At 52.2% G+C, this 22,018-nt stretch carries 15 protein-coding genes; 8 read left to right on the top strand and 7 right to left on the bottom strand.

Going from position 1 to position 22,018, the window contains the following annotated elements:
• Nucleotides 1–58: 58 nt before the first annotated feature.
• Together DZC79_RS03595 and DZC79_RS03590 are read right to left on the bottom strand one after the other, a co-directional pair.
• Nucleotides 59–460, bottom strand: coding sequence for a DUF1573 domain-containing protein (locus tag DZC79_RS03595; protein ID WP_118950188.1), 402 nt, complete (start codon nucleotides 458–460; stop codon nucleotides 59–61).
• A gap of 109 nt (nucleotides 461–569) precedes the next feature.
• Nucleotides 570–1,079, bottom strand: coding sequence for a DUF1573 domain-containing protein (locus DZC79_RS03590; RefSeq protein ID WP_118950187.1), 510 nt, complete (start codon nucleotides 1,077–1,079; stop codon nucleotides 570–572).
• 127 nt (nucleotides 1,080–1,206) lie between these two features.
• On the opposite strand from DZC79_RS03590, the gene DZC79_RS03585 reads away from it, so the two are divergent.
• On the top strand, nucleotides 1,207–2,730 hold the full coding sequence (locus DZC79_RS03585; protein ID WP_198666757.1) for an acyl-CoA synthetase: 1,524 nt from the start codon (nucleotides 1,207–1,209) through the stop codon (nucleotides 2,728–2,730).
• Between the two features lie 107 nt (nucleotides 2,731–2,837).
• Here DZC79_RS03585 and DZC79_RS03580 read toward each other — a convergent pair whose 3' ends face one another.
• From DZC79_RS03580 to DZC79_RS21070, 4 genes are all read right to left on the bottom strand, one after another.
• Nucleotides 2,838–8,276, bottom strand: coding sequence for an alpha-2-macroglobulin family protein (locus tag DZC79_RS03580; protein WP_118950185.1), 5,439 nt, complete (start codon nucleotides 8,274–8,276; stop codon nucleotides 2,838–2,840).
• A 183-nt stretch (nucleotides 8,277–8,459) separates the two neighbouring features.
• Nucleotides 8,460–9,026, bottom strand: a complete 567-nt coding sequence (locus DZC79_RS03575; RefSeq protein WP_118950184.1) for a hypothetical protein — start codon at nucleotides 9,024–9,026, stop codon at nucleotides 8,460–8,462.
• Complete coding sequence (locus DZC79_RS21075; protein ID WP_157976893.1) at nucleotides 9,023–11,008, bottom strand: patatin-like phospholipase family protein; 1,986 nt, start codon at nucleotides 11,006–11,008, stop codon at nucleotides 9,023–9,025. The genes DZC79_RS03575 and DZC79_RS21075 overlap by 4 nt, the downstream gene beginning before the upstream one ends.
• A 118-nt stretch (nucleotides 11,009–11,126) precedes the next feature.
• Nucleotides 11,127–11,273: a hypothetical protein gene (locus DZC79_RS21070; RefSeq protein ID WP_157976892.1), complete on the bottom strand. Its 147-nt coding sequence runs from the start codon at nucleotides 11,271–11,273 to the stop codon at nucleotides 11,127–11,129.
• A 295-nt stretch (nucleotides 11,274–11,568) separates the two neighbouring features.
• On the opposite strand from DZC79_RS21070, the gene DZC79_RS03565 reads away from it, so the two are divergent.
• Genes DZC79_RS03565 through DZC79_RS03550 form a run of 4 tightly spaced genes read left to right on the top strand, consistent with a single transcriptional unit; the run spans nucleotide 11,569 to nucleotide 14,250 of the window.
• On the top strand, nucleotides 11,569–12,174 hold the full coding sequence (locus DZC79_RS03565) for a hypothetical protein (protein WP_118950183.1): 606 nt from the start codon (nucleotides 11,569–11,571) through the stop codon (nucleotides 12,172–12,174).
• A gap of 19 nt (nucleotides 12,175–12,193) precedes the next feature.
• Nucleotides 12,194–12,805, top strand: coding sequence for a hypothetical protein (locus tag DZC79_RS03560; protein WP_118950182.1), 612 nt, complete (start codon nucleotides 12,194–12,196; stop codon nucleotides 12,803–12,805).
• Nucleotides 12,802–13,587: a sensor histidine kinase gene (locus DZC79_RS03555; RefSeq protein ID WP_118950181.1), complete on the top strand. Its 786-nt coding sequence runs from the start codon at nucleotides 12,802–12,804 to the stop codon at nucleotides 13,585–13,587. The genes DZC79_RS03560 and DZC79_RS03555 overlap by 4 nt, the downstream gene beginning before the upstream one ends.
• A gap of 12 nt (nucleotides 13,588–13,599) precedes the next feature.
• Nucleotides 13,600–14,250: a response regulator transcription factor gene (locus tag DZC79_RS03550; RefSeq protein WP_118950180.1), complete on the top strand. Its 651-nt coding sequence runs from the start codon at nucleotides 13,600–13,602 to the stop codon at nucleotides 14,248–14,250.
• A gap of 145 nt (nucleotides 14,251–14,395) precedes the next feature.
• Here the strand turns inward: DZC79_RS03550 and DZC79_RS03545 are convergent, their stop codons facing one another.
• A complete protein-coding gene (locus DZC79_RS03545) occupies nucleotides 14,396–17,464 on the bottom strand; it encodes a gliding motility-associated C-terminal domain-containing protein (protein ID WP_118950179.1) in 3,069 nt (1,022 codons plus the stop codon).
• Nucleotides 17,465–17,672: 208 nt separating this feature from the next.
• On the opposite strand from DZC79_RS03545, the gene DZC79_RS03540 reads away from it, so the two are divergent.
• The 3 genes from DZC79_RS03540 (at nucleotide 17,673) to DZC79_RS03530 (ending at nucleotide 22,011) form a co-directional block, all read left to right on the top strand.
• Nucleotides 17,673–18,266 carry an RNA polymerase sigma-70 factor gene (locus DZC79_RS03540; RefSeq protein ID WP_118950178.1) on the top strand — a complete coding sequence of 198 codons (594 nt, stop codon included), beginning with the start codon at nucleotides 17,673–17,675 and terminating at the stop codon, nucleotides 18,264–18,266.
• Between the two features lie 80 nt (nucleotides 18,267–18,346).
• Entirely contained in the window at nucleotides 18,347–19,345 is a 999-nt protein-coding gene (locus tag DZC79_RS03535; protein WP_118950177.1) for a FecR family protein, read from the top strand.
• A gap of 140 nt (nucleotides 19,346–19,485) precedes the next feature.
• Nucleotides 19,486–22,011 (top strand): TonB-dependent receptor domain-containing protein, encoded by a 2,526-nt coding sequence (locus DZC79_RS03530; protein WP_198666756.1) that lies wholly within the window; start codon nucleotides 19,486–19,488, stop codon nucleotides 22,009–22,011.
• The last annotated feature ends 7 nt before the right edge of the window (nucleotides 22,012–22,018 follow it).

The following is a 22,018-nucleotide window of genomic DNA, read 5'->3' as shown; positions in this document are numbered from 1 at the left end:
TACCCAGCAAGAACGCTCCGGAGGGATCCCCGGAGCGTTCTGTTTTTTGAATAAAGTCTTATTTGGCGACGACGCTTCCCTTCAGGATAAGCGTATAGCGCTCTTTGGATTTGTCGTCAAGCACGGCATTGGACTTGATGGTGACATCCTTATAGGCCGGGCCTACTTTACCGGCCGTATTGAAGGTGACTTTGATCGAGCTGCTTTTGCCGGGCATGATCGGCGTTTTGGGCCATTCGGGTGTAGTGCAGCCGCAACCGGCATCTATCTTCAGTATCTGCAAGGGCTGGTCGCCACTGTTCTTGAATTCAAATACGTGCACGACTTTCTCCCCTTCTTTTACCGTGCCGAAGTCGTAAGTGTCGTTCTTATCTTTAAACTCAAACTTAGCGCCTTTTTGCGCATACACAGCCACAGTAGAAGCGGCAACCAGCATAAAGGCAGTCAGTATTCTTTTCATTCGTCCGTTCGATTTGGGGTTAAAAAAACCCAACACCGGGAAGGCATAGCGGCCCTGTATTCCCGGTGTTGAGCTATTCTTTCAGGACCTCATGCCTGTTGAAATGATCTTAGTTGGTCTTCATCATAGAGCTGTTCTGGGGAACGGAGCCTTCGGGCGCTTTTTCCACAGTGCCTTTGATGTAGATCACATTGGTACCGGCAGTAGAGGTAACGGTGATGTTCTTGTTGAAAGCACCCACGCGACCTTTGGTACCGTAAGCAGCTTTGATCACGCCGGTTTTGCCGGGCGCTACAGGATCTTTAGACCAGAAAGGCGTAGTACAACCGCAACCGGGCTGAACGTTCTGGATGATCAGGGGCTTGCTGCCGGTATTGGTAAACACAAATTCAGCTTCAGCAGGATCGCCTTCCTGTAAAGTACCGAAATCGTGTGTTTCTGTTTTAAATTTAATCGTGGTGGTAGGCTCGGCCGGAGTAGCAGCAACAGCAGCAGGCTGAGTAGCAACGGCAGCCTTCTCAGTAGCAGTAGCTTTTACCGGCTGCAATTTTTTACCCTGTGCAAAAGCACCGGTGGCGGCAAGCGTAACGACTGCAACGGCAAGGAAAGTCTTTTTCATAACAGATGTTGTTTTTATTTTTTGTTGTCTACAAAGTTATACCGGGGGGCTATTTAGGCCTGTTAATCGCAGGTTAAGGTTATAGGTTAAAATAACCATATGTACATGTTTAACAAACGGATAAGCTATGCGCTATCTTTGTGGCGGGGCAAGGCTTTCAAAGCGCCGGCTGCTGCAACATATGATATCCATTATTGAGAAAAGCAAAGGCCGCGGAAGCCGTATTGCCATAACGGACAACACTGGAAGCTATAGCTATGCGCAGCTACTGCTGGAGGCCCGGCGGATCGCTGCGGCCATTGTACATCGTAACGGCCCTTTCCCCGGTCCCGTATTGTTCCTGGTGCCTTCAGGCTTTTCCTATGTGGCGACGCAATGGGGCATCTGGCTGGCCGGAGGCATTGCTATACCGGTGCATACCGCGCACCCTGCAGAGGAGATCGCTTATCTGGTACAGGACACGGGCGCCAGGCTTTTCCTTTATGAAACATCATTTGCAGAGAAAGCGCAGGAGGCCTGCGCAGATCCTTCTGTTACCATCGCATTGACAGAGCTGGATGGCCCTGCCGCCATCAGCCTCCCGGAAGTGAGACAAACGGACGACGCCATGATGATCTATACCAGCGGCACCACCGGAAAGCCCAAGGGTGTAGTGATCAGCCACCTGCAATTGGATACGCAGCTACGTTCGCTCTCGGAAGCCTGGGCCTGGCATAGCAGCGATCGCATACTCAATGTGCTGCCCATGCATCATGTACATGGCGTGGTCAACATTACCTGCTGTGCCTTGTATAACGGGGCGATGCTGGAAATGCAGCCGGCTTTCGATCCGGCGTATGTGGCGGAAAGAATGACATCGGGCGAGCTGACTTTATTCATGGCGGTACCGACCATCTATCATAAGCTGATCCAGCATTTTCAACAGCTCGATGCCCGCACGCAGGAAGCCTGGCAGGCGGGTATGCGCAGCATGCGGCTGATGGTGAGCGGCTCTGCGGCGCTACCGGTAACCGTGCTGGAACAATGGCGGCAGATCAGCGGCCATACTTTGCTTGAGCGTTACGGTATGACCGAGATCGGTATGGCGCTTTCCAATCCGCTGAACGGCATACGGAAACCAGGCTATGTAGGCACTCCCCTGCCCTATGTTGCAGTAAGGCTGACGGACGAGCAGAACAGAATCATCGAAGCGCCGCGCAGCCCGGGCGAACTGCAGGTAAAAGGCGACACCGTGTTCCGGCGTTATTGGAACCGGCCGGAAGAGACGGCAAAATCATTTGACGGCGACTGGTTCCGTACCGGTGATATTGCAGAGCGCGATGAGGAAGGAACCTACCGCATACTCGGCCGCAGCTCCAGCGATATCATCAAATCGGGAGGCTACAAGATCTCGGCGCTGGAGATAGAAAACGCTTTGCTGGAACACCCCGGTGTAAAGGAATGCGCTGTAGTAGCGCTGCCCAGCGAAGAATGGGGCGAGACCATTGCAGCAGCCATTACCGGCGATGCCGACACGGCCTTGCTAAAAGACTGGCTGAAAGAACGCCTCGCACCCTACAAAATACCACGGCATTTTCTACATACGGACTCGCTGCCCCGTAATGCCATGGGCAAGCTGCTGAAGAAGGAGGTCAAACAGCTTTTCCAATAGAGGGATGCTGCTGTCTTTTCAGAGCAGGTAAGGGATAAGCCTGCTGGTATGTTTGCAGCAGGCCCGCTGGCATAACCCTGTGTCGCTTGCCTGCATCATCAATATGGCTATTCCGTGATCTTCACCACACCGGCGCCGTTATAGGAATGGTACATGCCGTTGTACATGGCATCAGCCTGTACGGGACCCAGCTGGTATGTACCGGGCGATACGGCGCGTACCATGTAATAGAAAGTCTTTGGTGTACTGTTGACCGAGGTAAAGAGGTTCAGACGGTCGTCGCGCACATCCATGTAATCGGGCTCATCTTTGTCTTTGGCTTCAGTAATCCATTTCATATTGGGCATGGCATTGAGCCGGGTATTCTCGATCTCCAGGCCTGCCGGCAGCATATCGGTGATGACCACGTTCTCGATCTCCCCGCTGTATTCTGCTGCGATCACCAGCTTCACCACGATAAGATCATTCTGCCGGAAAGTAGTACCTGCAATCGGCTTGCCTTCACGGTGGTAATAGCTCCGGCGCACTTTCATATACTTGTCTTCTTCTGTTATGCTGCCGTCGGCGGTAATGCCCGCCAGCTCGCGGAAGAAGTAATACTGTCCTTTGCCGGTAACCTTAAGCTGCATCGGCTGGTTGAAATAAGGCTTTAGATCGATCTTTAAGGGCGTGCCTTTTGTCGTGCCAATATTTTTACCTCCGGCCAGCACCTGCGCCTCCGCATCGGTGCCGGCGCTCCGGCGGGCGATCTTGCCCAGCGCCAGCAGGCTGAAGACACTTTCCTGTGTATTGAGATAAATATTGTTGCGCAGCTCTTCGGAGAGCTGGCGCGCCAGCTCGGCCACCTGCGGGTTGGCCGGATCCACGTCCAGCAAGGCATTCAGGGCCAGCGCACGGTCGCGGGTATAGGAATAGAAGCTGCCCCCGAAAACCGTATTGGCTTTCTCCCCGGTGAAGGCAGGCGGCACTACCTGCCGGGCCTGGTCCTTCATGCCGGCCAGGGCATAAGCGGCGGAAAGCAGGTAACGGCCGTCCAGGCTCAGCATAGACAGGTTGCCTTTATAATAATTCATGGTGCTTTGCTGCGGCTGGCGGGCCAGGGCCAGCACGTAGAGCGAATAAGGAATTTCCTTGGCGGCAATGCTCTTTCTTTCCTTGCCGTTGAAATAGTATTCGATCATTTCCTTTTTCTTCAGCCGGAATTTGACATATTCCAGCAAACGGCTGAGGGTATTGGCATTCACGTCAAAGCCCGCCCTCTGCGCTTCCAGCAGGAAGTGCGCCGCATAAACGCTACCCCACCAGCTCTCGTAATTGCCGCCGGGCCAGTAGCTGAGCGCACCGTTGGGCAGCTGCATGGATTGCAGCTTCCATATGGCCTGCTGCACATTGTAGTTCGGACTCTGATCGCTATCGTCTTTGGCGCCCAAGGCCTTGACCAGGTCGGTATAGTACAGCTGTGGAAAAGCGGAGGAGGTTGTTTGTTCTACACAGCCATAGGGATAGTTGACCAGGTAAGACAGGTTCTTCGTAAACTGCGCCAGGGGCGATGTCGCTACCAGTAGGCTGCCGGAAAGGGTGCCCGGAAGGAAATTGGCGTTGAGCGGGATGGCCACAGTAGCGCCTGCTGCTACAGTGCCGCTCTGGTATTGCTTTTGCAGCGATGCTGCCGGACGAACGGCTATTTCCGTTTCATTGGTAAAGGTTTCGTTCAGAGCCTTTACGGTAACCGTTACTGTACCGGCGCCGATCTGCGCTGCTGCGACAATATTGAATACGGCGCGGCCTTCGCTGTTGGGCTTGATATCGACCGACTGGCTGCTGCTGCCGGATACGCCCAACGGACCTTTCACGGTAACCGTTACCTCGGCACGCGCATCTTTTGTGGTCGTATTGCTCATCGTTACCGGCATCACTACTACATCTTTCGGGCTCAGGAAACGGGGCAAGGCGCTGCTGATCACAATAGGATCGGCCACTTTCATATGATTGTCGAAGCTGCCGAAGCCTTTGTCCTTATAGGCGACGGCCATGACCCTTATATCGCCGGAGAACTGCGGCACATCAATCTCGTAGCGTACGGTGCCGCTACCATCCGCTTTCCGGATGCCGCTCCAGAAAGAAACATTCTTCACCCGGTTCACGAACAGGGGATTCACACGGGCGTTCTGGCCATCGTCGCCGCCATCGCCACCCGTGCTGGATAAGGTTGCCTTATATTCGGGCAGCAGCAAAGGATAGATATCGAAGCTGTTCACCGCCAGGGCTACCTTCTGGTAGAAATAGCCGTAAGGATCGGGTGTTTTATAGTTCTTCACCTGCAGGATGCCTTCGTCTACTGCCGCGATCGTCACGAAGGCATTGGGAACGGTTTTCACCGTGATCACCTGCTTCGTCTTCGAACGCGATTTCTCCGTAAGGGAAACCGCGACGGGCAGCTTATTCTGCCTGGCTTCTACCTTGATGTTCCGGAAACCATGCGCCACGGTAAGCGGCATATCGCTGGCATCCATCGGGCGGAACAGGGTTGCCGATACATAGACATTGGGTAAATAGGCATCCGTAGCTTTGAGCTTAAGCGAAGCCGATTTATTTTCGGTCTGCAGGAACACGTGCTCGATCACCTTATCGCGTTCGATGCTGACCAGCATCCTTCCTTCAAAAGGTGTGGTGAAGAGCAGGTTGACGGCATCGCCGGGAGCATAGCTTTCCTTATCGGCCTTGATCGTTACATTACCCTCGTTGTTGACCTCGAAGGAAGCATATTGCGTATCGCCGTGACCATAGGCATAGAAAGATTGCGCCACATAGCTGCTGCTGCCGGCTATGGCCACTCTTACTTCGTACTGGCCGCTCACATCGGGCACATAGGAGAATACCGTATTGCTGCCCGAGCAATTTACCTGCTGCGTCTGCAGCACTTTTTCCGTCCACTGGGCTACATATTTATATTTCCCGCCGTTCTCCTGGATCACGTTCTGCCACTCCCTGCGGATCACCGAAACGGTAAGCTGCTGCGCCTGCGGACGGCCGCTGCGATCCAGCGCGATCAGGCCTATCTTCAGCGGCACGCGGGTGCCTACATAGGAATTGAAATTGCGGATACCGGCAAAGACCGGCTGGGTGTAGACCTGGAAACGGGCATAGCGATGCACCGGTCGCCCGGTCTCATCGAATACGGTAGCGCGTATATTGCCTTGCAGCAAGCCGGTCTCCGAAAGATCCTTATCCAGCGTAACGGCTTCCGAAACATGACCGGAGGCGTCGGTCTTCCCGGAACGGAACACGGTACTGAAGCTGAACTTCTTCACCACATCGAAGCTGTAGTCCTCATAGCCTTTAGGTTCAAAGGCTACCTTGTCCAGGTTCAGCTCCCATTCATAATTGCGGCCGGCTGCAGGTGTGCCGAACAGGTTATCGGCCTGCAGAGAAGCAGATACCTCTTCGCCCACCCCATAATCTTCCTTATTCAGTTTCAGATCGCTTTTGATGCGGTCGGGCATAAAATCTTCAATGCTGAAATTGTAGGTAGCCAGCAGCACATCGTTGCCCGTAAAAGCCTGCAGTACATAAGTACCGGTAAGCGCCGTATGCGGTATGGCAAAATCGGTTTCGGTGCTGCCCTGCTCATCCAGTATCTTTCTCCGGGTAGCAAACTCTTTACCATTGGGCATCAGGAGACGCAGCTTTACCGGCATTTCGCCCGGCTGTCCCCAGCTTTCATCCCTTACGATAGCGCTGGCATGAATGGTCTCTCCGGGCCGGTAGAGGCTGCGTTCGGCATAGATCCAGGCATTCAGCCCTGTAGCATTCGTGCTCCTGCCCCCCACATCGAAGCGGGAGGTTTCCACCCTGCTCTGATCGAGCCAGATAAAGCTGTATTCCTCTCCCATCTTCGCCGTTACCATACCGACATTGAAGCCCGGCGCCTTTTCTTTGATGTTCTCAAATACCGCTTCGCCATCACCATTGGTCTCGGTGCTGTACACCTGCTGGTTGGTAGTAGAGATGAAAGAGACCTTTACATTTTTCAGCGGTGAGGCATTCCGTATCGAATTGGCGAAAACGTACATCTTGTCTTGCTCCTGCTTGAGGATAAGCCCGATGTCAGATAGGGAAAGGATTTTGCTCTGCTGCAGCCATTTCTGCTCCGAAGAGGCGATCGTGATCACATAGACGCCGTTGTATCCTTTGAGCTTATCGCTGAAGTCGAGATGCAGCAGGTGCGCGGCATTATTCTTAGGCAATTTGGAAACATCGTAGCTGGTGGTAAATACGGTATCGCCGAGGTTCTGGGTGTTGTAATATTCATAGTTGTGATAGTCATCGTCTTCATCGTAGGAATAGCCATAGCTGGAGCCGCCACGGAACAGCTGCAGCATATTGTTCTCATATACTTTGACCACCGTTACCTCAACCTTGGGTACGTTCACAATGTTCAGCGCCAGGTTGCGATAGCCTTTCGAAGACAGGTAAAGGCCTTTGCTGTTGATAAAATTAATGGCGGGGTCCAGCTCGCCGAACATGACCTCTTTAGTGGTTTCCTCTTTCAGCTTGCCGCCGAAAGTGCCTTCCAGCGCGGTGCTCAGCGTTACCTGGTAGGTCTTCTTAGGGTCAAATTCGCCGCTGGTCAGGATGAAGCCGCTTTCATTGGCGGTTACATCAAAGGCTACGGCGGGCTCGATTTTGATCTTGTCCTTAAGGCCTTCTTCGGCTACCGGCTGCGACAGGCTGATGTTCACAATGCCCTCCACACCGGTATGCTGCGCCTGCACGTCGGTTACGGCCAGGGTAAAGCGCGAGGCAATGGATGTGCTGAAGCTGGTATCGGCAATGGAGCTGACCTTGCTGTTCGCTATGGGTACGCCTTTGGCCAGGGTTATATCCAGCTTTACTTCCTCATCCTTGTCGTTGAGCGGCAGCAGCTGTACCGATAAGGTTTTGCCTATACCGCTGTTCACGACATTATAGCTTACCGGGTTGCCGTTGGCGCTCAGCTTAAGCTTTGCCGCCGCTTCTGTGATATTGGTCTCGTAATTGAATTCCAGGTCGAGCTGTACCATCACATTACCCGATTCCCTTCCGCGCATCCAGGAGGTATGCGCCTGCTGTACCTTCATCGGCGCCGTGTGGAAGCTCAGCACCTGGCTTTTAGAAAAACGGTATTCTTTTTTCCCCTTGCTGAGGATATGCCGCGTCAGCATTGCCTTATACTCCACGCCAGGACGGAAGCCACTGGCCGGCGAAAATACCAATTCGCTGGAGCTGTTCCACCGGAACGAGCCTGCTACTTTGGGCTCAAACTCGATGTACTTCGTCGTGTCCCAGCGGTTGAGCAGGCTATCGGGGTACAGGTCCTTGTTGAAACGGAACACCAGGTTTTGCTGCTGTTCTACCTCAACGTCAAAGTTCTTGTCCACCACCTGCACTTCGTTGCGGTTGCTGCAGGAAGAAAAGCAGGAAAGAAGGAAAAACGAAAGAAGGAGCGCAAGCCCCGCAGGGCTTTTCGCGCTGCGCGGCTCGTTAGCAAGGTGAATCGTCTTCATAGGGTTTGCTATTTCTCTTACAAACCTAATGAAAGTTCAGAGATTGTATTCTTACAGAAAAAAAATATTTCATAAAAAATTGGCATCATAGCCGATTCCGCAAGGGCATCCCGGGCCGCACTTTCATCAGCCTCAAGCATACCGCCGCGCCCTGATCTTTGCAGCTGCCACGTCCCCTGAACTTTAGCAGCAACCACTCAGACCGGCGGAGAGCAGACCTGTGACAACAGCAAGCACCGCCACCCATTTCAGCAAAGCTGTCAGCAGCAATAACCTGGACTTAAACGGGCTGAGCTGCTTCAGGCAGGCAAAGGAGAGGATATTTTCCAGGATATCCAGGCCCCAGGCCACGAAAGGCAGCCAGGTGGCCGCGCAGAGCACAGCGGCTTGCCATCCCCAGCCCCCAGCCCTGTGCCGCAGCAGGTACCAGGCGACTAGCGCCAGCAAGGGATAGACGAATGCCATAAAAACAAAGTCGATCCAAAGTGACCATCTCAACAGCTTGACCGTCCGGTCAGGGAGCTGTTCCAGGAATTGGCGGAAAGCCTTGTGGGAAAAGGGCAGCTGCAGCCGGAAAACCAAGAAGCGCTTCCCTTCGGGCGCAGCAGCTGTCGGTGGCACCAGGAAACCTTTTGAAAGAATATGCAGCATGGTGTACCAGAACACCGTGCCTGCGGCCAGGAAAAGGATCAGCCAGCGCAGCATAGGATCGGCGCATACCAGGTCGAGACACCATTGTTCGGCTTTCATGGCTTTTGGATTTTAGGGTCAACGAGCGCAGCATCCTTCTTCAATAGCTCGGTGGGATTTTGCTTGAAGAAGTCGTCGGCCAGCATGCGATCGAACTTGTACTGCTCCCATTCGAAGGTGATATTGTCCAGCGAAAAGTCTTCGGTATGAAAAACCATTTCCTGTCCTTCGTAGATTGAGAAGACACCTTCCGTTCCTTTCACCGATTTGCCATAGCTCAGCAGCTCCTGCTCTTCCTGCCCGGTCATGCAATGCCGGCTGAGAAAGATAGTGGCCGTAAGCGCGCCACGGAAAAACAGCTCGATCTTTTCCCGGGAGCTAAGGTTGAAGTTAAGCCAGTTGATATTGCCGGTATCGATACTGCGCACCGTTTTGCGGTAGATGTTGTGCTTGTTGATAAAGTCCCTGTCATAGAAATAGCGCATGGTAGATACCATAGAACCTACCAGCCCCAGCTCTGAGCGGATGCTTTTGTACACACCATCGTCCTCGTACTCAAGCTTGACACCTATCGTAGGTTTGGCCGGCACGGGTATTTCGGGATTGTAGAAAACATTTACAGGAAAATTGGAGATGAGGCCGCCGTCAACAAACAGGGAATAGTTATTCTCCTCTGTAAACTGCTTCCGTACGCCCATGCGCTTGTACCATTCTTCCTGGATCAGCTTCAGCTGGGAAGCGGCAAAGGATACTTTAAGCGGCTTAAAGAAAAAGGGGATCGACATGGACGCCCGTACATACTGCGCGGGAGAAATGGAGTAATCCGAGCCCCAGTACATAGGGTGCATCGCGGGGAACTCCACTTTTGTCTCGTTGGTAATGTCGGCTGCCACAATCACCAGCTGCTTGACCGGCTGTTCATGATAGAAATTTTCCACACGCCGTTCCAGGCTTCTCAGCACCGCCTGCATCGGCTCCGGCGCCGAGGCTTTCTCCGGCGCAGGGGCTGCCGACCTCAGACGGACAGTACCTTCCACGCGGTTCTTCAGCTCTTCCTTCACGGCGGAGATACTGTACCGGGGATCTTCGATCTTATCCTGCAAGGTATCGCTTACAGCGGTCGAGCGGGTCAATGGCTGGTCCTCTTGCGCTGCATAATCAGGACCAGCTTTGCTGCATTTATCATAGCGATAGTGCAGCCGCTTGCCTTCCTTATCCAGCTTATTTTTCAGGTCGGTCACGCTTTGAATACCATTGTCGGCCATACAGCGCGACACCCAGCCTTCGAAATCATCGCCCGGATTGATGCCCAGCCTTTCGGCGAAGAGATACAGCATGCGGCCCCTGAGCAGCTGGGCAGTAATGAAGCAAATTGCGGCAAACAGCAGGATACCGGAAACAATAGCGCCCCACCTGCTGATCGTATGCGATAAGCACTGCGTGCCTTCCAGGAAAGTATTTCCTGCCATGAACAGCAGGAGCAACAGCAGGTTAACAACAAACAGCACTGCGTAGAAACGGAATTTTTTGAAGTATTTCTTCAGGTTGGAAAACCGTACTTTGCCGGTAAAGGCGTTGAGAATAAGGCTGCGCCACCATCTATGCCCATCCACCAGCTCGGACAGGTCTTTATTGGACAGGTATTCCAGCAGCTTTTCCGACCGTGTCTCGTAATATTTGGCCGGGTCCTGGTCCAGGATCACAGCCTCCCTCTTGGTATAGACGCAATGCAGCAGCATGCTGTTGATGGCCCCTGCGCTGGTGCCGGCAGTGCTCATAAAGGAATTACCCATCTTCTCCAGGATATAAGTATAGCCGGCCAGGGCAATGCCATGCACTCCTCCTCCTTCGAGCACCAGGTCGACATAGCGCCGGGGTGCGGTATCGGCAACGCCTTTGTCTTTAAGCACCTGCTCTGTGATATCGGGGTTGTCGACGATATCTGAAATTCCCAGTCCCTGGGGAAATTTACGCCGGAGGAATTCCAGCAGCGGTGTTACCGAATCGCTGAAGTCGGAGACATTCATTTTGACCTGGGGCATAGTGTTGGTATTATGGTGCGCATCAGGGCGATGCGGTTAGGGTAAAATAATAGAAATTCCCGGATAAAAAAGAATACCCGGTGCAATTTCAGTAGAACAACGTAGACCCTGCTTTTCGTTAATAACGGTTAAGGATCAGTACAGAGGCATTGCCTTCAGCTCGAAGAAGCTGCGTACGCTTCTCAGGCGGGGCTGCTGCAGCAGCCACTTTTGCTGCAGGGGCTACGGCAAAGCTGTTGATAGATCCGACTTGGATGAGGGCCATGATAATTGCGAATCGCTTAGTAAAGCTACTTAGCTACTAACAAAAATAAAACGACGAGGGCAATTGAACCACACGTAGAAAAACGGAAAGTGACACAAGGGAATCCTCACACTTAAGACCGTAGAAATACGGAAAAATTCAAATAGATATACGGGATTTTCTCAATCGCAGTATTATAAAACGTTGATTTTAGCCCAAATCAACATTTGGATTTTTTTACGCCACATCTCATCTCTATTGCAAGAAGCTTTGATTACCCTATTTTTATTCCGTTAAAATTTAAACACTACTTTTTATGGCAGACCAACTCAATTTCGAAATTGATGCTCTTGATGCTTTTGCCCCAATATGGAATAAAGCATTGACTATTGCAGATTGCGAACAAAGAGACTATGAAGATTTCTTGCTTTATGAGAGACATCCCATATCTCAAAGTGCTTTTGAAAAAATGATTCTGTTCAGGTTTAAAGGAGTCGCCACCGCTATTCAACAAATCCAATTCAAACGAATAACAAGAGGCGAAATCGAAGCCCAGATCATGTTTGAAGGAAGGTATAAGCCGTGTAATGAATACGTTGTCGAAGTTGACGACCAAATAGAGATTACAGATCCAGCTGACAATACTAAAATCACGTTTACAGCTGTCCAACAAGCTTCTGCTCCGGCTAACCAACATTACTTTTCTCTATCTTTGTTCAAGGCAATATTCAGGGAGTATCCTACGGTGAGTGAATTCTTTTTTTCTATCGGAAAATCAACTAATCCATTTACCACCTGGCAGGAAGTCATCCTGTTTAAGTTTATGCTTCCAACAGGCCAAACTGCCTATTACAACTATAGCCAGGATCCACCTACAAAACATCTCATAAAAGCATTGCTGGAGTATTTGTCACAAGAATAAACATCAATTAACGCGTTGAATGCTACTGCTCCTATCGATCCTTTCCCCACTGCTTCCCATCATTGCCGGCTTGAGGCGCCGCAATAATTTTTTATGGTGGTACGCGGTATGCAGTATTCTTAATGAGGGACTGGTTCCCGTTGTCAGGCGATGCTTTCAGGCAGAGGTAGCAATTACGAGCAATTTGTTTGCACTCTGTGAGTGCTGTCTTATCTTTCTGTTCTATAAAAACAAGGTATTCCCTAAGGGTACCTTGTTTTATTTTTGGCTGGGTATCAGTTTATCCTTTTTCATTACACTTACTACTTTTGATACCGGTTGGTTTCGGCTGAACCGGCTAGGGATAAGCGTTTTCCTGATCGAATACATTGGCCTTAGTATATGGGGGTTTTTCACAATCCTCCGGCAGCAAAAAATCCTCTTCCTCGAGCAATCTTCCTTCTTCTGGTCCAACATTGCGATCCTCATCTATTCTTCCGGAGCTTTCTTTCTTTTTTTGCTGACTATTCATATCAAAACTGCTGCGGATAAAGCTACTTTGATCCAGCTTTGGAATACCCTTTTTCTTTCTCTGAACATTTTGAAAAACATATTATTAGCTATAGCTTTATCTAAAAAAGAAGACGCTTGAAGACCGCCGGCATTGTGATTCTCGGAGTATCGGCCATGCTACTCATGGCTATGGGCGTTATTTTATTCGTGATCCTCTACCAGCGCCGCGTCATTCAATCGCAGATAGAGATCGAGCGGATCAACCGGGAGAAGCAGCAGGAGCTGCTGAACGCCTCCATCCGGAGCGAAGAGCAGGAACGCATGCGCATTGCCGCCGAGCTGCATGATGATATTGCCCCTACCCTGGCTTCCGTCAAGCTTTACCTGTCTACTGCCGCGCTGAAAATGACCGACACACCGCTGATACAGCAATCCAAAGCGCTCCTCGACGAAAGCCTTCAAAAGATCCGCAATATCGCCCACAAGCTACAGCCATCCACCTTGTACTACCTCGGCCTGGAAGTATCGCTGCAGGCGCTGGCCGACATGATCGGGCAATCCGATAGCGTGCATGCCGCTTACATCTCCCTGGCCAGGCTTCCCCGCTTGCCTGAGAATACCGAGCTGTCGCTCTACCGCGTAGTACAGGAGCTCACGCACAACATCCTGAAACATGCCCATCCCCGGTCGCTGACAATCGAAAGCACTGCCGTTCCCGGCCAGGTCACGCTTGTCGTCAGCCACGACGGCACCGGCATCACCCAGCACCTGTTCGACGAGCTGCTCTACAAAAAAGGTGCGATCGGTCTGAAAAATATCGTCACGAGGCTAAAAAGCATAGACGCTTCTGTTTATTTTGAGCAAGTATCCGTAAGTTTGTTTACGATTACTATCCAAGCACCTATAAAGGAGGTTTTTTAATCACCTGTAACCATGGCGATCATATCTTACATTATAGCTGACGACCACAAGATCTTCAGGCAAGGCCTTAAAATGACCCTGGCCGACGACCATAAGCTCAAGTGTGCCGGAGAAGCCGGTAACGGGCTGGAACTACTGGCCCTGGTGCAATCCCGCAAAGCCGATGTGGTGCTGCTTGATCTGAAAATGCCTGAGATGGACGGCATGGAAACACTCAAACAGCTCAGGGAACAGTATCCTGTGCTTAAGGTGGTTGTGCTCACAATGTTTGAAGAAGAGCATTTCATCCTGCACATGATGGAAGCGGGAGCCAACGGCTACCTGCTGAAGAACGCGGAACCGCAGGAGATCAAAACGGCGATCCATTCGGTGTGCGAGAATGAGTATTATTTCAACGACCTTGTCAACACCACCCTGCTGCGCAAAGTGGTCCAGCAGAAGAAAGAGCCGCCGCGCTTCCGGCAGGAGATACGGCTCAACGAAAGGGAAACCCAGGTGCTGCAGCTCATCTGCCAGGAGCTGACGGCTTCGGAGATCGGCCGGAAAGTATTCCTGAGCCCCCGCACGGTCGAAGGTATCCGCTCCGCCTTATTGGAAAAAATAGGAGTACGTAATACGGCCGGCCTGGTGATGTACGCCGTAAAGAACGGCATCGTCGTCTGAAGCTGGCCCTGGCCAGTGATCGCTCCGTTCTGCCCGGGACAAAAAAGTCCCCGGACCAGCATGCGCCGGCCCGGGAACTGGTCAACTTTCCTGCCTGTTATTCTTTATTCCTGCCTGCTTCCCGGCCAGTACCTGCCGGGATATCTTATCTGATCAATTGTACATCACCTTTCATCATCTTTTCTTTTCCATTCAGGAAGACTACTTTCAATACATAATAATAAGTACCGCCGTCGGCCGGCTTACCCTGGTTATAGTAGGTGCCGTCCCAGCCCTGGTTATTCTTGCCCGATCCGTCGTAGACTTCCTGCCCCCAACGGTTATAGATCCGGAAGATCTTGACCGAATAGCCTCTCTGGTTAAAGAAGCCGGGAAGAAAGCGATCGTTGAGCCCATCGCCATTAGGGCTGAAAGCATTGGGCATAAAGGCATCGGGCACCAGTGTATCGACGGTCACCTTTATCTGCGCGGAATCCTTGCAGCCCAGATCGGAAACGGCCACCACCATAAATGTTTCATCATGCTGCGGCTTCGCCCTCTGGTTCAGCGCCTGCTGATCGGGAAAGTAAGCCGATGGATACCAGGCATACGGATGGTAGCTGGCATTGCCTGATGTGCTCAGCTGCACATACTCACCATTAACAATAGCCTGCGGATCGACGGCCAGCGCCAACCGGAAATGCTGCGGCCTTACATTGACCGTACGCAACAGGCTGTCACAACCGAAGCGGTTGGTGAACATCCGGGTCAGGGTAGTCTCTTCAGTATAAGTCCTGCCTTCAAAAATCACTTCATCGCAAGCCGCCGTATCGATCACCAGGCTACCCGGTGTGTTGGAATGAATAGTAATGGCCGTAACCAGGTACAAGCTGTCGCAACCGTGCACGTTCTGGAAGGTCTGTGTTACCGTAGTGCTGGCGGTATAGGTTACTCCGTTGAACACCAGCTGACCGCAGGCGGCAGTATCCCGGTTGACCGTTACCGGGTTGGTGGGATAAACCGTAATATTGATCGTGCGGTACAGGCTGTCGCAACCCGTAGTATAATGCAAAGTGTCGTGCAGCACCTGGCTGGTCGTGTAGGTATGCCCTTCAAATATAGCCTGACTGCAGCCCTGCGCAGCAAATGTCGCCGCCGCGGGCTGCTGCACCACCAGGTTAAGCTGAACAAGGCTGTCGCACTGAGCCGCAGAAGTGCCGGTGAATGTGGCCACAGCGGTGCCGCCGGCCGTTACCGTAATGCCGTTCCAGGTAAAAGGCATGTCTGCCGCACATTTGGTCAGGTTTTCCGTATGCTGCACTACGGGCGTCACGGTAAGATTGAGCGTCGTTACGGAATCGCAGCCATTGCTGCCGGTAACGGTATAGGTAGCTGCTGCCGGACCACCTGTGGCGACATTAATACCATTCCAGGCATAAGGCAGGTGATTGCTGCATACCGTACGGCTGACAGTAACCGCGCTTACCGGCTTTACCGTAAGGTTCAGGCTCACCGCCGAGTCGCAGCCCAGCGCCGTGCTGCCATGATAGACGGCTACCGCTGTACCTCCCGCAGCAACGGTAATACCATTCCATACATAAGGCAGCTGGTTGCTGCAGATCGTTACATCGGCCGTGCCGCTGTACAGGGGATTAACGGTAAGGTTCAGGCTTACTGCCGAGTCGCAGCCGAAGGTTGTTGTGCCATGATAAACAGCTGTCGAGGTCCCTCCTGCAGGCACTACGATACCGTTCCAGGTATACGGCAGCTGGCTGGCACAGATGGTTACATTGACTGTACCGCTGTAAGGCGGATGCACCACGAGGTTGAGGGTTACAGTAGAATCACAGCCATTGGCCTGCGTACCGGTATAAGTAGCCACGGCCGTGCCGCCGGCGGGCACTACGACACCATTCCAGGTATAGGGTAGCTGGCTGCTGCAGATATGGATCGTTTGTGTGCCGGTATAAACGGGCTTAACCGTAAGGTTGAGCGTTGTTACCGAATCGCAGCCACCGGTGCTGGTGCTGTTAAATGTTGCTGCAGCCGGGCCTCCTGTGGCAACGCTGATGCCGTTCCAGATATAGGGCAATTGGTTGCTGCACACGCTGCCGCTTACGGTGGCCGTCACCGAAGGGCTCACCGTGAGGTTAAGTGTGGTAACCGAATCGCAGCCGAAAGAGGTGGTGTGGTGCGCTACAGCTGCTGCAGGCCCTCCGGTCGTTACATTGATACCGTTCCAGGTAAAGGGCATCTGGCCCGAGCAACGCGTCATGGTCACGGTTTTGGCGAGCTCCTTTACTGTAAAGTTCAGCTGGGCAGGCAGAACGAGCGGGTTGTTGCACAGATCGAGCAAAGTATTGCCATCGGTGCCCTGCTGCGCATGAACCGTATAACTACCGGGCAGAAGCGCCGGCGAAAAGGTAAGCTTTACTTTATCGGTATAGCCGGACGGGCCGGAACAGTTGATCCCCTGGGCAGAGACGATGGTACCGGAAGGGCTCAGGTAAAAGTCGCTGCCGTTGGCGGCGATAGAGCTGCATTTCACTTCCGAGCTCAGCTGTATCGTGATCTCGTTTTTATAATTGCACACCGGTGTCAGGATGCTCTGCAGCTGCGGTGGCGGCGGCGCATTGAATGTAGCCGTGGAGCCTGCGAAATTGATAGTAAACCCTGAAGACGGTCCGCCGAGGGCATAATTGCCGAAGTTGTTGATCAGGATCAGGAACACCTGCCCCGCTGTTACATTAAGCTGCTGGCAGAAGGAGCTGCCGAAAGTGCCACCGGCAACGGTTTGCACGGTAGAGGTTGTATTAAGCCCGATGACGCCGTTCACATTGCTTCCCGGCTGGTTGTTGTTGAAATTGCAGCGTACTACGTTGGCCGAACTCAGGTTGCTGCAGGTCGTATTGCTGATGTTCAGCACGGCAAAGTCGTAATCGTCCTGGGGCGATATGGGAGTAATGGTAAAGACCAGGGTACCCGAAGTGCTGACGGTAAGCTTCAGCCAGACTGAATTGGCCTCTCCCGATCCGCAGGGTGTCGTGCCGAGATTATTTATAGCGCCTACACCCTGGTAGCTGTAAGGTGAGGTAAAGGAGCTGCCGCAGAGCACCAGCGCATTGCAGGCATCCTGCTCCGGCTGGTTGGGCGGCAGCAATTGTGCAACGCTTCTGGATACCAGGCCAGGCAATAATAAAAGCGCAAGGATAAGGGGCAGGTGGCATTTTTTCATAAGCAAAAACCGGGGAGCCGGGGTTCAATCAAAGGAGACACAAAGAGAAAAAAGGAGTACTATAGTTATTCATAATTTTATCTACATTAGCAAAAACTTGCCTGTACTATAAATTAACAGGGCAAACATAGTACCGCCTTGCCTGAGCTGTGTCCAGCATGCGAAACAGCAAGGGCCCGATCTCTAAACCAATATTTTACCGTCACTATTGAATTCATATTCTGATATCGAACTCTGGGCGCTTGTACGGCAGGACAACGCGATGGCATTCGAAGCCTTGTATAACCGGTACTGGGAAAAGTTCTACACGCTTTGCTACTGGCACCTGCTCGAGCAGGAAACGGCGAAGGATATCGTCCAGGAACTGTTTATCGACCTTTGGGACAAAAGGGATAAGATCGACATCCGGGAAACCGCCGAGGGCTACCTGAAAGTAGCCGTGAGGAACCGTGTGCTGAATCATATCCGGTCGGTCAATACCAAACGGAAACATTATGATGCAGCCAGGAGCGCTATCGAAAAGGAAACCCACTCAGAAGACCTGAACAATGAACGGGAGCTGAGAAGGCTTTACCAGGAAGAGATCGGCAAGCTGCCTCCCCGTATGAAGGAGATCTATCTGCTAAACAAAGAGCAGGGCATGTCGATCGCCCAGGTGGCCGACCAGCTGTCCTTATCGGAACAAACCGTTAAAAATCAATTAGGTAACGCACTAAAAAAGATCCGCGGCGGGCTGGAGCATTACCGTCTGTTATCGCTGTTCTTCGCTGTCGTCTCTTTTTTTGGCAAAATATTAATATAGTACCCCGTGTGCGCCGCACTGTCTTTAATGCAATACGGCCAACACCTAAATAAAGGGTTATCGTGCCCTTAACAACAATCATGACTAGTATAACAAACAAACAACAGTTGCTTCAGCTTATTGAAAAACACCGGCAGGGCACCGCTACCCCGGCCGAAGAAGCAATGTTGTCCCAATGGTTCGACGAAGTACCGGCCATTAATGAACTTACCTTTACTTCGGAAGAGGAGAAAGAAGACATCAGGACCGGCATGCGCGATGCGATCTTCCGGACGATCAAAGAGGGCAGGGAAACGCCGGCAGCTATACCCGCTACGGTTCAGCCGCTACGCCGCAAAAACCGCTGGACTGTAGGTATCGCTGCGGCAGCATTGCTCTGCGTTTCTGTGCTGGCCTACTATTTCCTCTCCCGCGAACCGGCGCCGCAGCTCCTGACCATTACCGCACCCGCCGGGATACAAAAACTACCGGTTACCCTTCCCGACAGCTCAGTAGTATGGCTGGCCGGCGGCAGCACGCTTCGTTTTCCCGAACATTTTCCCAAAGGCTCCCGCAGCGTTGCGCTCGATGGCCTTGCCTATTTCTCCGTACGTCATAATGAAAAAGCGCCCTTTACCGTCACCACGCCACAGGCCCTGTCTGTAAAGGTGCTCGGCACCTCATTTGTGGTCGATGTAAGAAAAAATACCCAGCATATCAAAGTAAGCGTGATCACCGGCCGTGTCCAGGTAGAAGAAAATAAAAAGGGCCTGAGCATACTGCTTCCCGGCGAAAGACTCTCTTATTCCTGCCGCTTCCACACCTTTGAAAAAGGCAAATACCTACCCGAAGAAGTAAATGAGTGGAAAAATAACAGCACAATTTACCTCAACAATGTATCATTAAATGAATTATCTGTTATATTGCAAACTATTTACAGACTTCATCTGGTCTATGATCCCGGACAAATGATCCAGTATCGCTTCAGCATGAGCTTCTCAAGAGAGCTTTCGGGCGAACAGGTACTGGACATGCTCAGGGTGATGAGCAGGTTGCGCTTCGATAAAAAGGGCAACGAGGTCAGTGTAACAGAAAAATAGATACATTACCGGTATAAGCGGTTATTAAATTGTGGATGGCATGTAGGAGATTGACAAGGCGTATTTATTCCAGGTTTGCTTTTTTTCTTCTTTTAGTTTTCGCTGGAATAAACACTTATGCCCAGCTGCTGGAATCCCGGTTGACCATCGACCTCAGCTCCGGCAGGCTGGATAAGTGCGTTATGCAGCTGCAGCAAGCTACCGGTTACTCCTTTGCCTACGAAACCAGCGGCTTGCAGGCCTACCCGGTAAAGCCCCTCTCCTTCAAAAAAGAAAAGCTGAAAGTGATCCTGGAGCGCTTGTTCGAAGGCTCTGGCTATATTTTTGAAGAACGGCATCACGTCATCCTTATCGGCCCCGCATTCGGGCGCCAGTCTGCAAAAAGAATGACCTACCAGTTCAATGGCGTCATAGAAGACAAGCAGACCGGCGAAGTGCTGAAAGGCGTGGCCGTTTCCCTGGCCGGAGAAAGAAGCACCGGCACCTTTACCAACCAGGACGGCTATTTCAGCCTTACCTCGGCTTCAGATACCTTAAAATTAAGACTGAGCTACCTCAGCTATAAACCTGTAGAGATCGTGCTGCAAGCCGCAGACGCTCCCCTGATCCGTATCCGCATGGATGTGGCGCCATCAGCCCTGGATTCGGTGCTGGTTGGCGATCCCGACGATGTAATCCCCGTATCCCCTTTAAGCAGGGTATCCCCCCCGATCAACCGCCTGTTCTACCTGCCCCGTTTCTGCGGTGATGTCGACCTGATCAGTATGCTGAAGATCACGCCGGGCATACAGGAAGCCAACGACGGATCAGGCTCCCTTATCGTACGCGGCGGCGCACCCGACCAGAACCTGCTGCTGCTCGACAATGCCAACGTATTCAATGCCACCCATCTTTTTGGCCTGGTTTCGACAGTAAACGTCAATGCAGTGGAGGATCTCGAGATCTATAAAGGCGCTTTCCCCGCCCGCTATGGCGGCCGCATCTCTTCGGTATGGGATGTCGGCCTCAAAGACGGCGATCCGAAACAGCTGCATGGCGCCTTGTCGCTGGGTACCTTTGCTTCCGACCTGATGCTGGAAGGGCCCATCATTAAAAACAAGACGACCTTCATGATCGCCGGGCGCAGAAGCTATCATGATCTTTATGTCCGCTTGTTCACTCCCGGGGTCAAGCTGCACTTCCAGGACATGAATGTCAAGCTGCATCATCGTTTTTCAGAAAAAGACCACCTGTACTTAAGCGGCTATACCTCAAGGGATGTGTTTAACCTGGACAGCGATACGTTCTATGCCGGGGATGCTTACCAAACAACCGGCATTTCGCTTAAAACGACAAACCAGGCGGCCAGCCTCAGGTGGCGCCACGACTACTCCACCCGCGTGACCACCAATTTGAGCGTGTTGTACTCGGCCTACAAGCTTGATGCAGGCACCGACTTCAACGCACAGATGCCAGGCATCCTGGAGCCGGATGTGAAATACTGGATCGGCCTCAGGGATAAGGTGACCAGCGGTGTATACGATATCGGCGGCAAATGGGATGCCCGCTTCCAGCTGGGCAACCACCATGAGGTAGAAGCCGGCCTCTATTACACCCATCACAGCTTTGAGCCGTACCGCTTCACAGAAGACTGGGTGCTCCAGGACCCCTTTATTGTTGCCAACCCGCCGGCGGCAAAGGAAGAGCTCATCCGTGACTCGGTCAGCAATGAAAGCGGATTGTATGTGGAAGACCATTTCAATATTTCTCCCCGGTGGAAAGCCTCGGCTGGCCTGCACTTTAACCGCTACAGCCAAAACGGTAAGAGCTATCTTTCGCTTCAGCCAAGGGTAAATGTACGCTATGAGCTACATCCCGGCTGGTACCTGTATGGCGCTTACGTAAAGATGCAGCAAAACATCCACCGGCTTTCGGCCAGCCAGACCTCGCTGCCCATCGATGTATGGATACCCTCTACCGACAAGCTGAAGCCGCAGGTATCGCATCAATTCAGCCTGGGCCTTTCCGGTACGCTGGGCAGTGTTCTGGATTTCAGTGTGGAATCGTACTATAAAGCGATCAACGACGTAGCCGAGCTGTTGCTGCTGCGCCTGGTCGACTCGCTGGATCCCAAGCGAAGCACGAGCTGGGACCAGGAAGTAGCCACAGGAAAAGGAGCGGCTTATGGTATTGAATTTTCCCTGAGGAAGACAAAAGGCAATTTTACCGGCTGGTTCAGCTATGCCCTGTCCTGGAGTAACCGTACACTGCCCGAGATCAACAACGGGCTGACCTTCCCTTATAAATACGATCGCCGGCACAATCTAAACCTGGTTGCGCTGTACAAGCTGAGCAAAACGCTGGAGCTTTCCGGCGTTTTCACCTTCCAGAGCAAGCCACGGGCCCCGGTGCCGATTATCCGTACTTCAGACCTGTCTTATGATGCCGAACTGGTAAAGGAATATGCGGCCACTACCGAGCAACGTGCCTACCACCGGCTCGATGTGGGTATCAGCTGGCTTAACCGCTACACTGCCCGCCTGCACGGCACCTGGAACCTGAGCGTGCTGAACGTGTACAACAGGTCCAATGCTTTTTATTACTTCTCGAAGAATAACAACAACCAGCTGGACAGGACGGTGCTGCTCCCGGTTTCCGGTGTGCTCACCTATACATTTACTTTCTAAGCCGGCA

The organism is Taibaiella helva (genome assembly GCF_003545695.1).
Classification (GTDB): domain Bacteria; phylum Bacteroidota; class Bacteroidia; order Chitinophagales; family Chitinophagaceae; genus Taibaiella; species Taibaiella helva.
This window is presented reverse-complemented; position numbering and strand designations above follow the sequence as displayed.

Coding starts and splice junctions, on each gene's coding strand:
- DZC79_RS03580 (WP_118950185.1), bottom strand. CDS start 8,276: ATGAAGACGATTCACCTTGCTAACGAGCCGCGCAGCGCGAAAAGCCCT.
- DZC79_RS03550 (WP_118950180.1), top strand. CDS start 13,600: ATGGCGATCATATCTTACATTATAGCTGACGACCACAAGATCTTCAGG.
- DZC79_RS03545 (WP_118950179.1), bottom strand. CDS start 17,464: ATGAAAAAATGCCACCTGCCCCTTATCCTTGCGCTTTTATTATTGCCT.
- DZC79_RS03585 (WP_198666757.1), top strand. CDS start 1,207: ATGCGCTATCTTTGTGGCGGGGCAAGGCTTTCAAAGCGCCGGCTGCTG.
- DZC79_RS21075 (WP_157976893.1), bottom strand. CDS start 11,008: ATGCCCCAGGTCAAAATGAATGTCTCCGACTTCAGCGATTCGGTAACA.
- DZC79_RS03595 (WP_118950188.1), bottom strand. CDS start 460: ATGAAAAGAATACTGACTGCCTTTATGCTGGTTGCCGCTTCTACTGTG.
- DZC79_RS03575 (WP_118950184.1), bottom strand. CDS start 9,026: ATGAAAGCCGAACAATGGTGTCTCGACCTGGTATGCGCCGATCCTATG.
- DZC79_RS03565 (WP_118950183.1), top strand. CDS start 11,569: ATGGCAGACCAACTCAATTTCGAAATTGATGCTCTTGATGCTTTTGCC.
- DZC79_RS21070 (WP_157976892.1), bottom strand. CDS start 11,273: ATGGCCCTCATCCAAGTCGGATCTATCAACAGCTTTGCCGTAGCCCCT.
- DZC79_RS03535 (WP_118950177.1), top strand. CDS start 18,347: ATGACTAGTATAACAAACAAACAACAGTTGCTTCAGCTTATTGAAAAA.
- DZC79_RS03560 (WP_118950182.1), top strand. CDS start 12,194: ATGCTACTGCTCCTATCGATCCTTTCCCCACTGCTTCCCATCATTGCC.
- DZC79_RS03590 (WP_118950187.1), bottom strand. CDS start 1,079: ATGAAAAAGACTTTCCTTGCCGTTGCAGTCGTTACGCTTGCCGCCACC.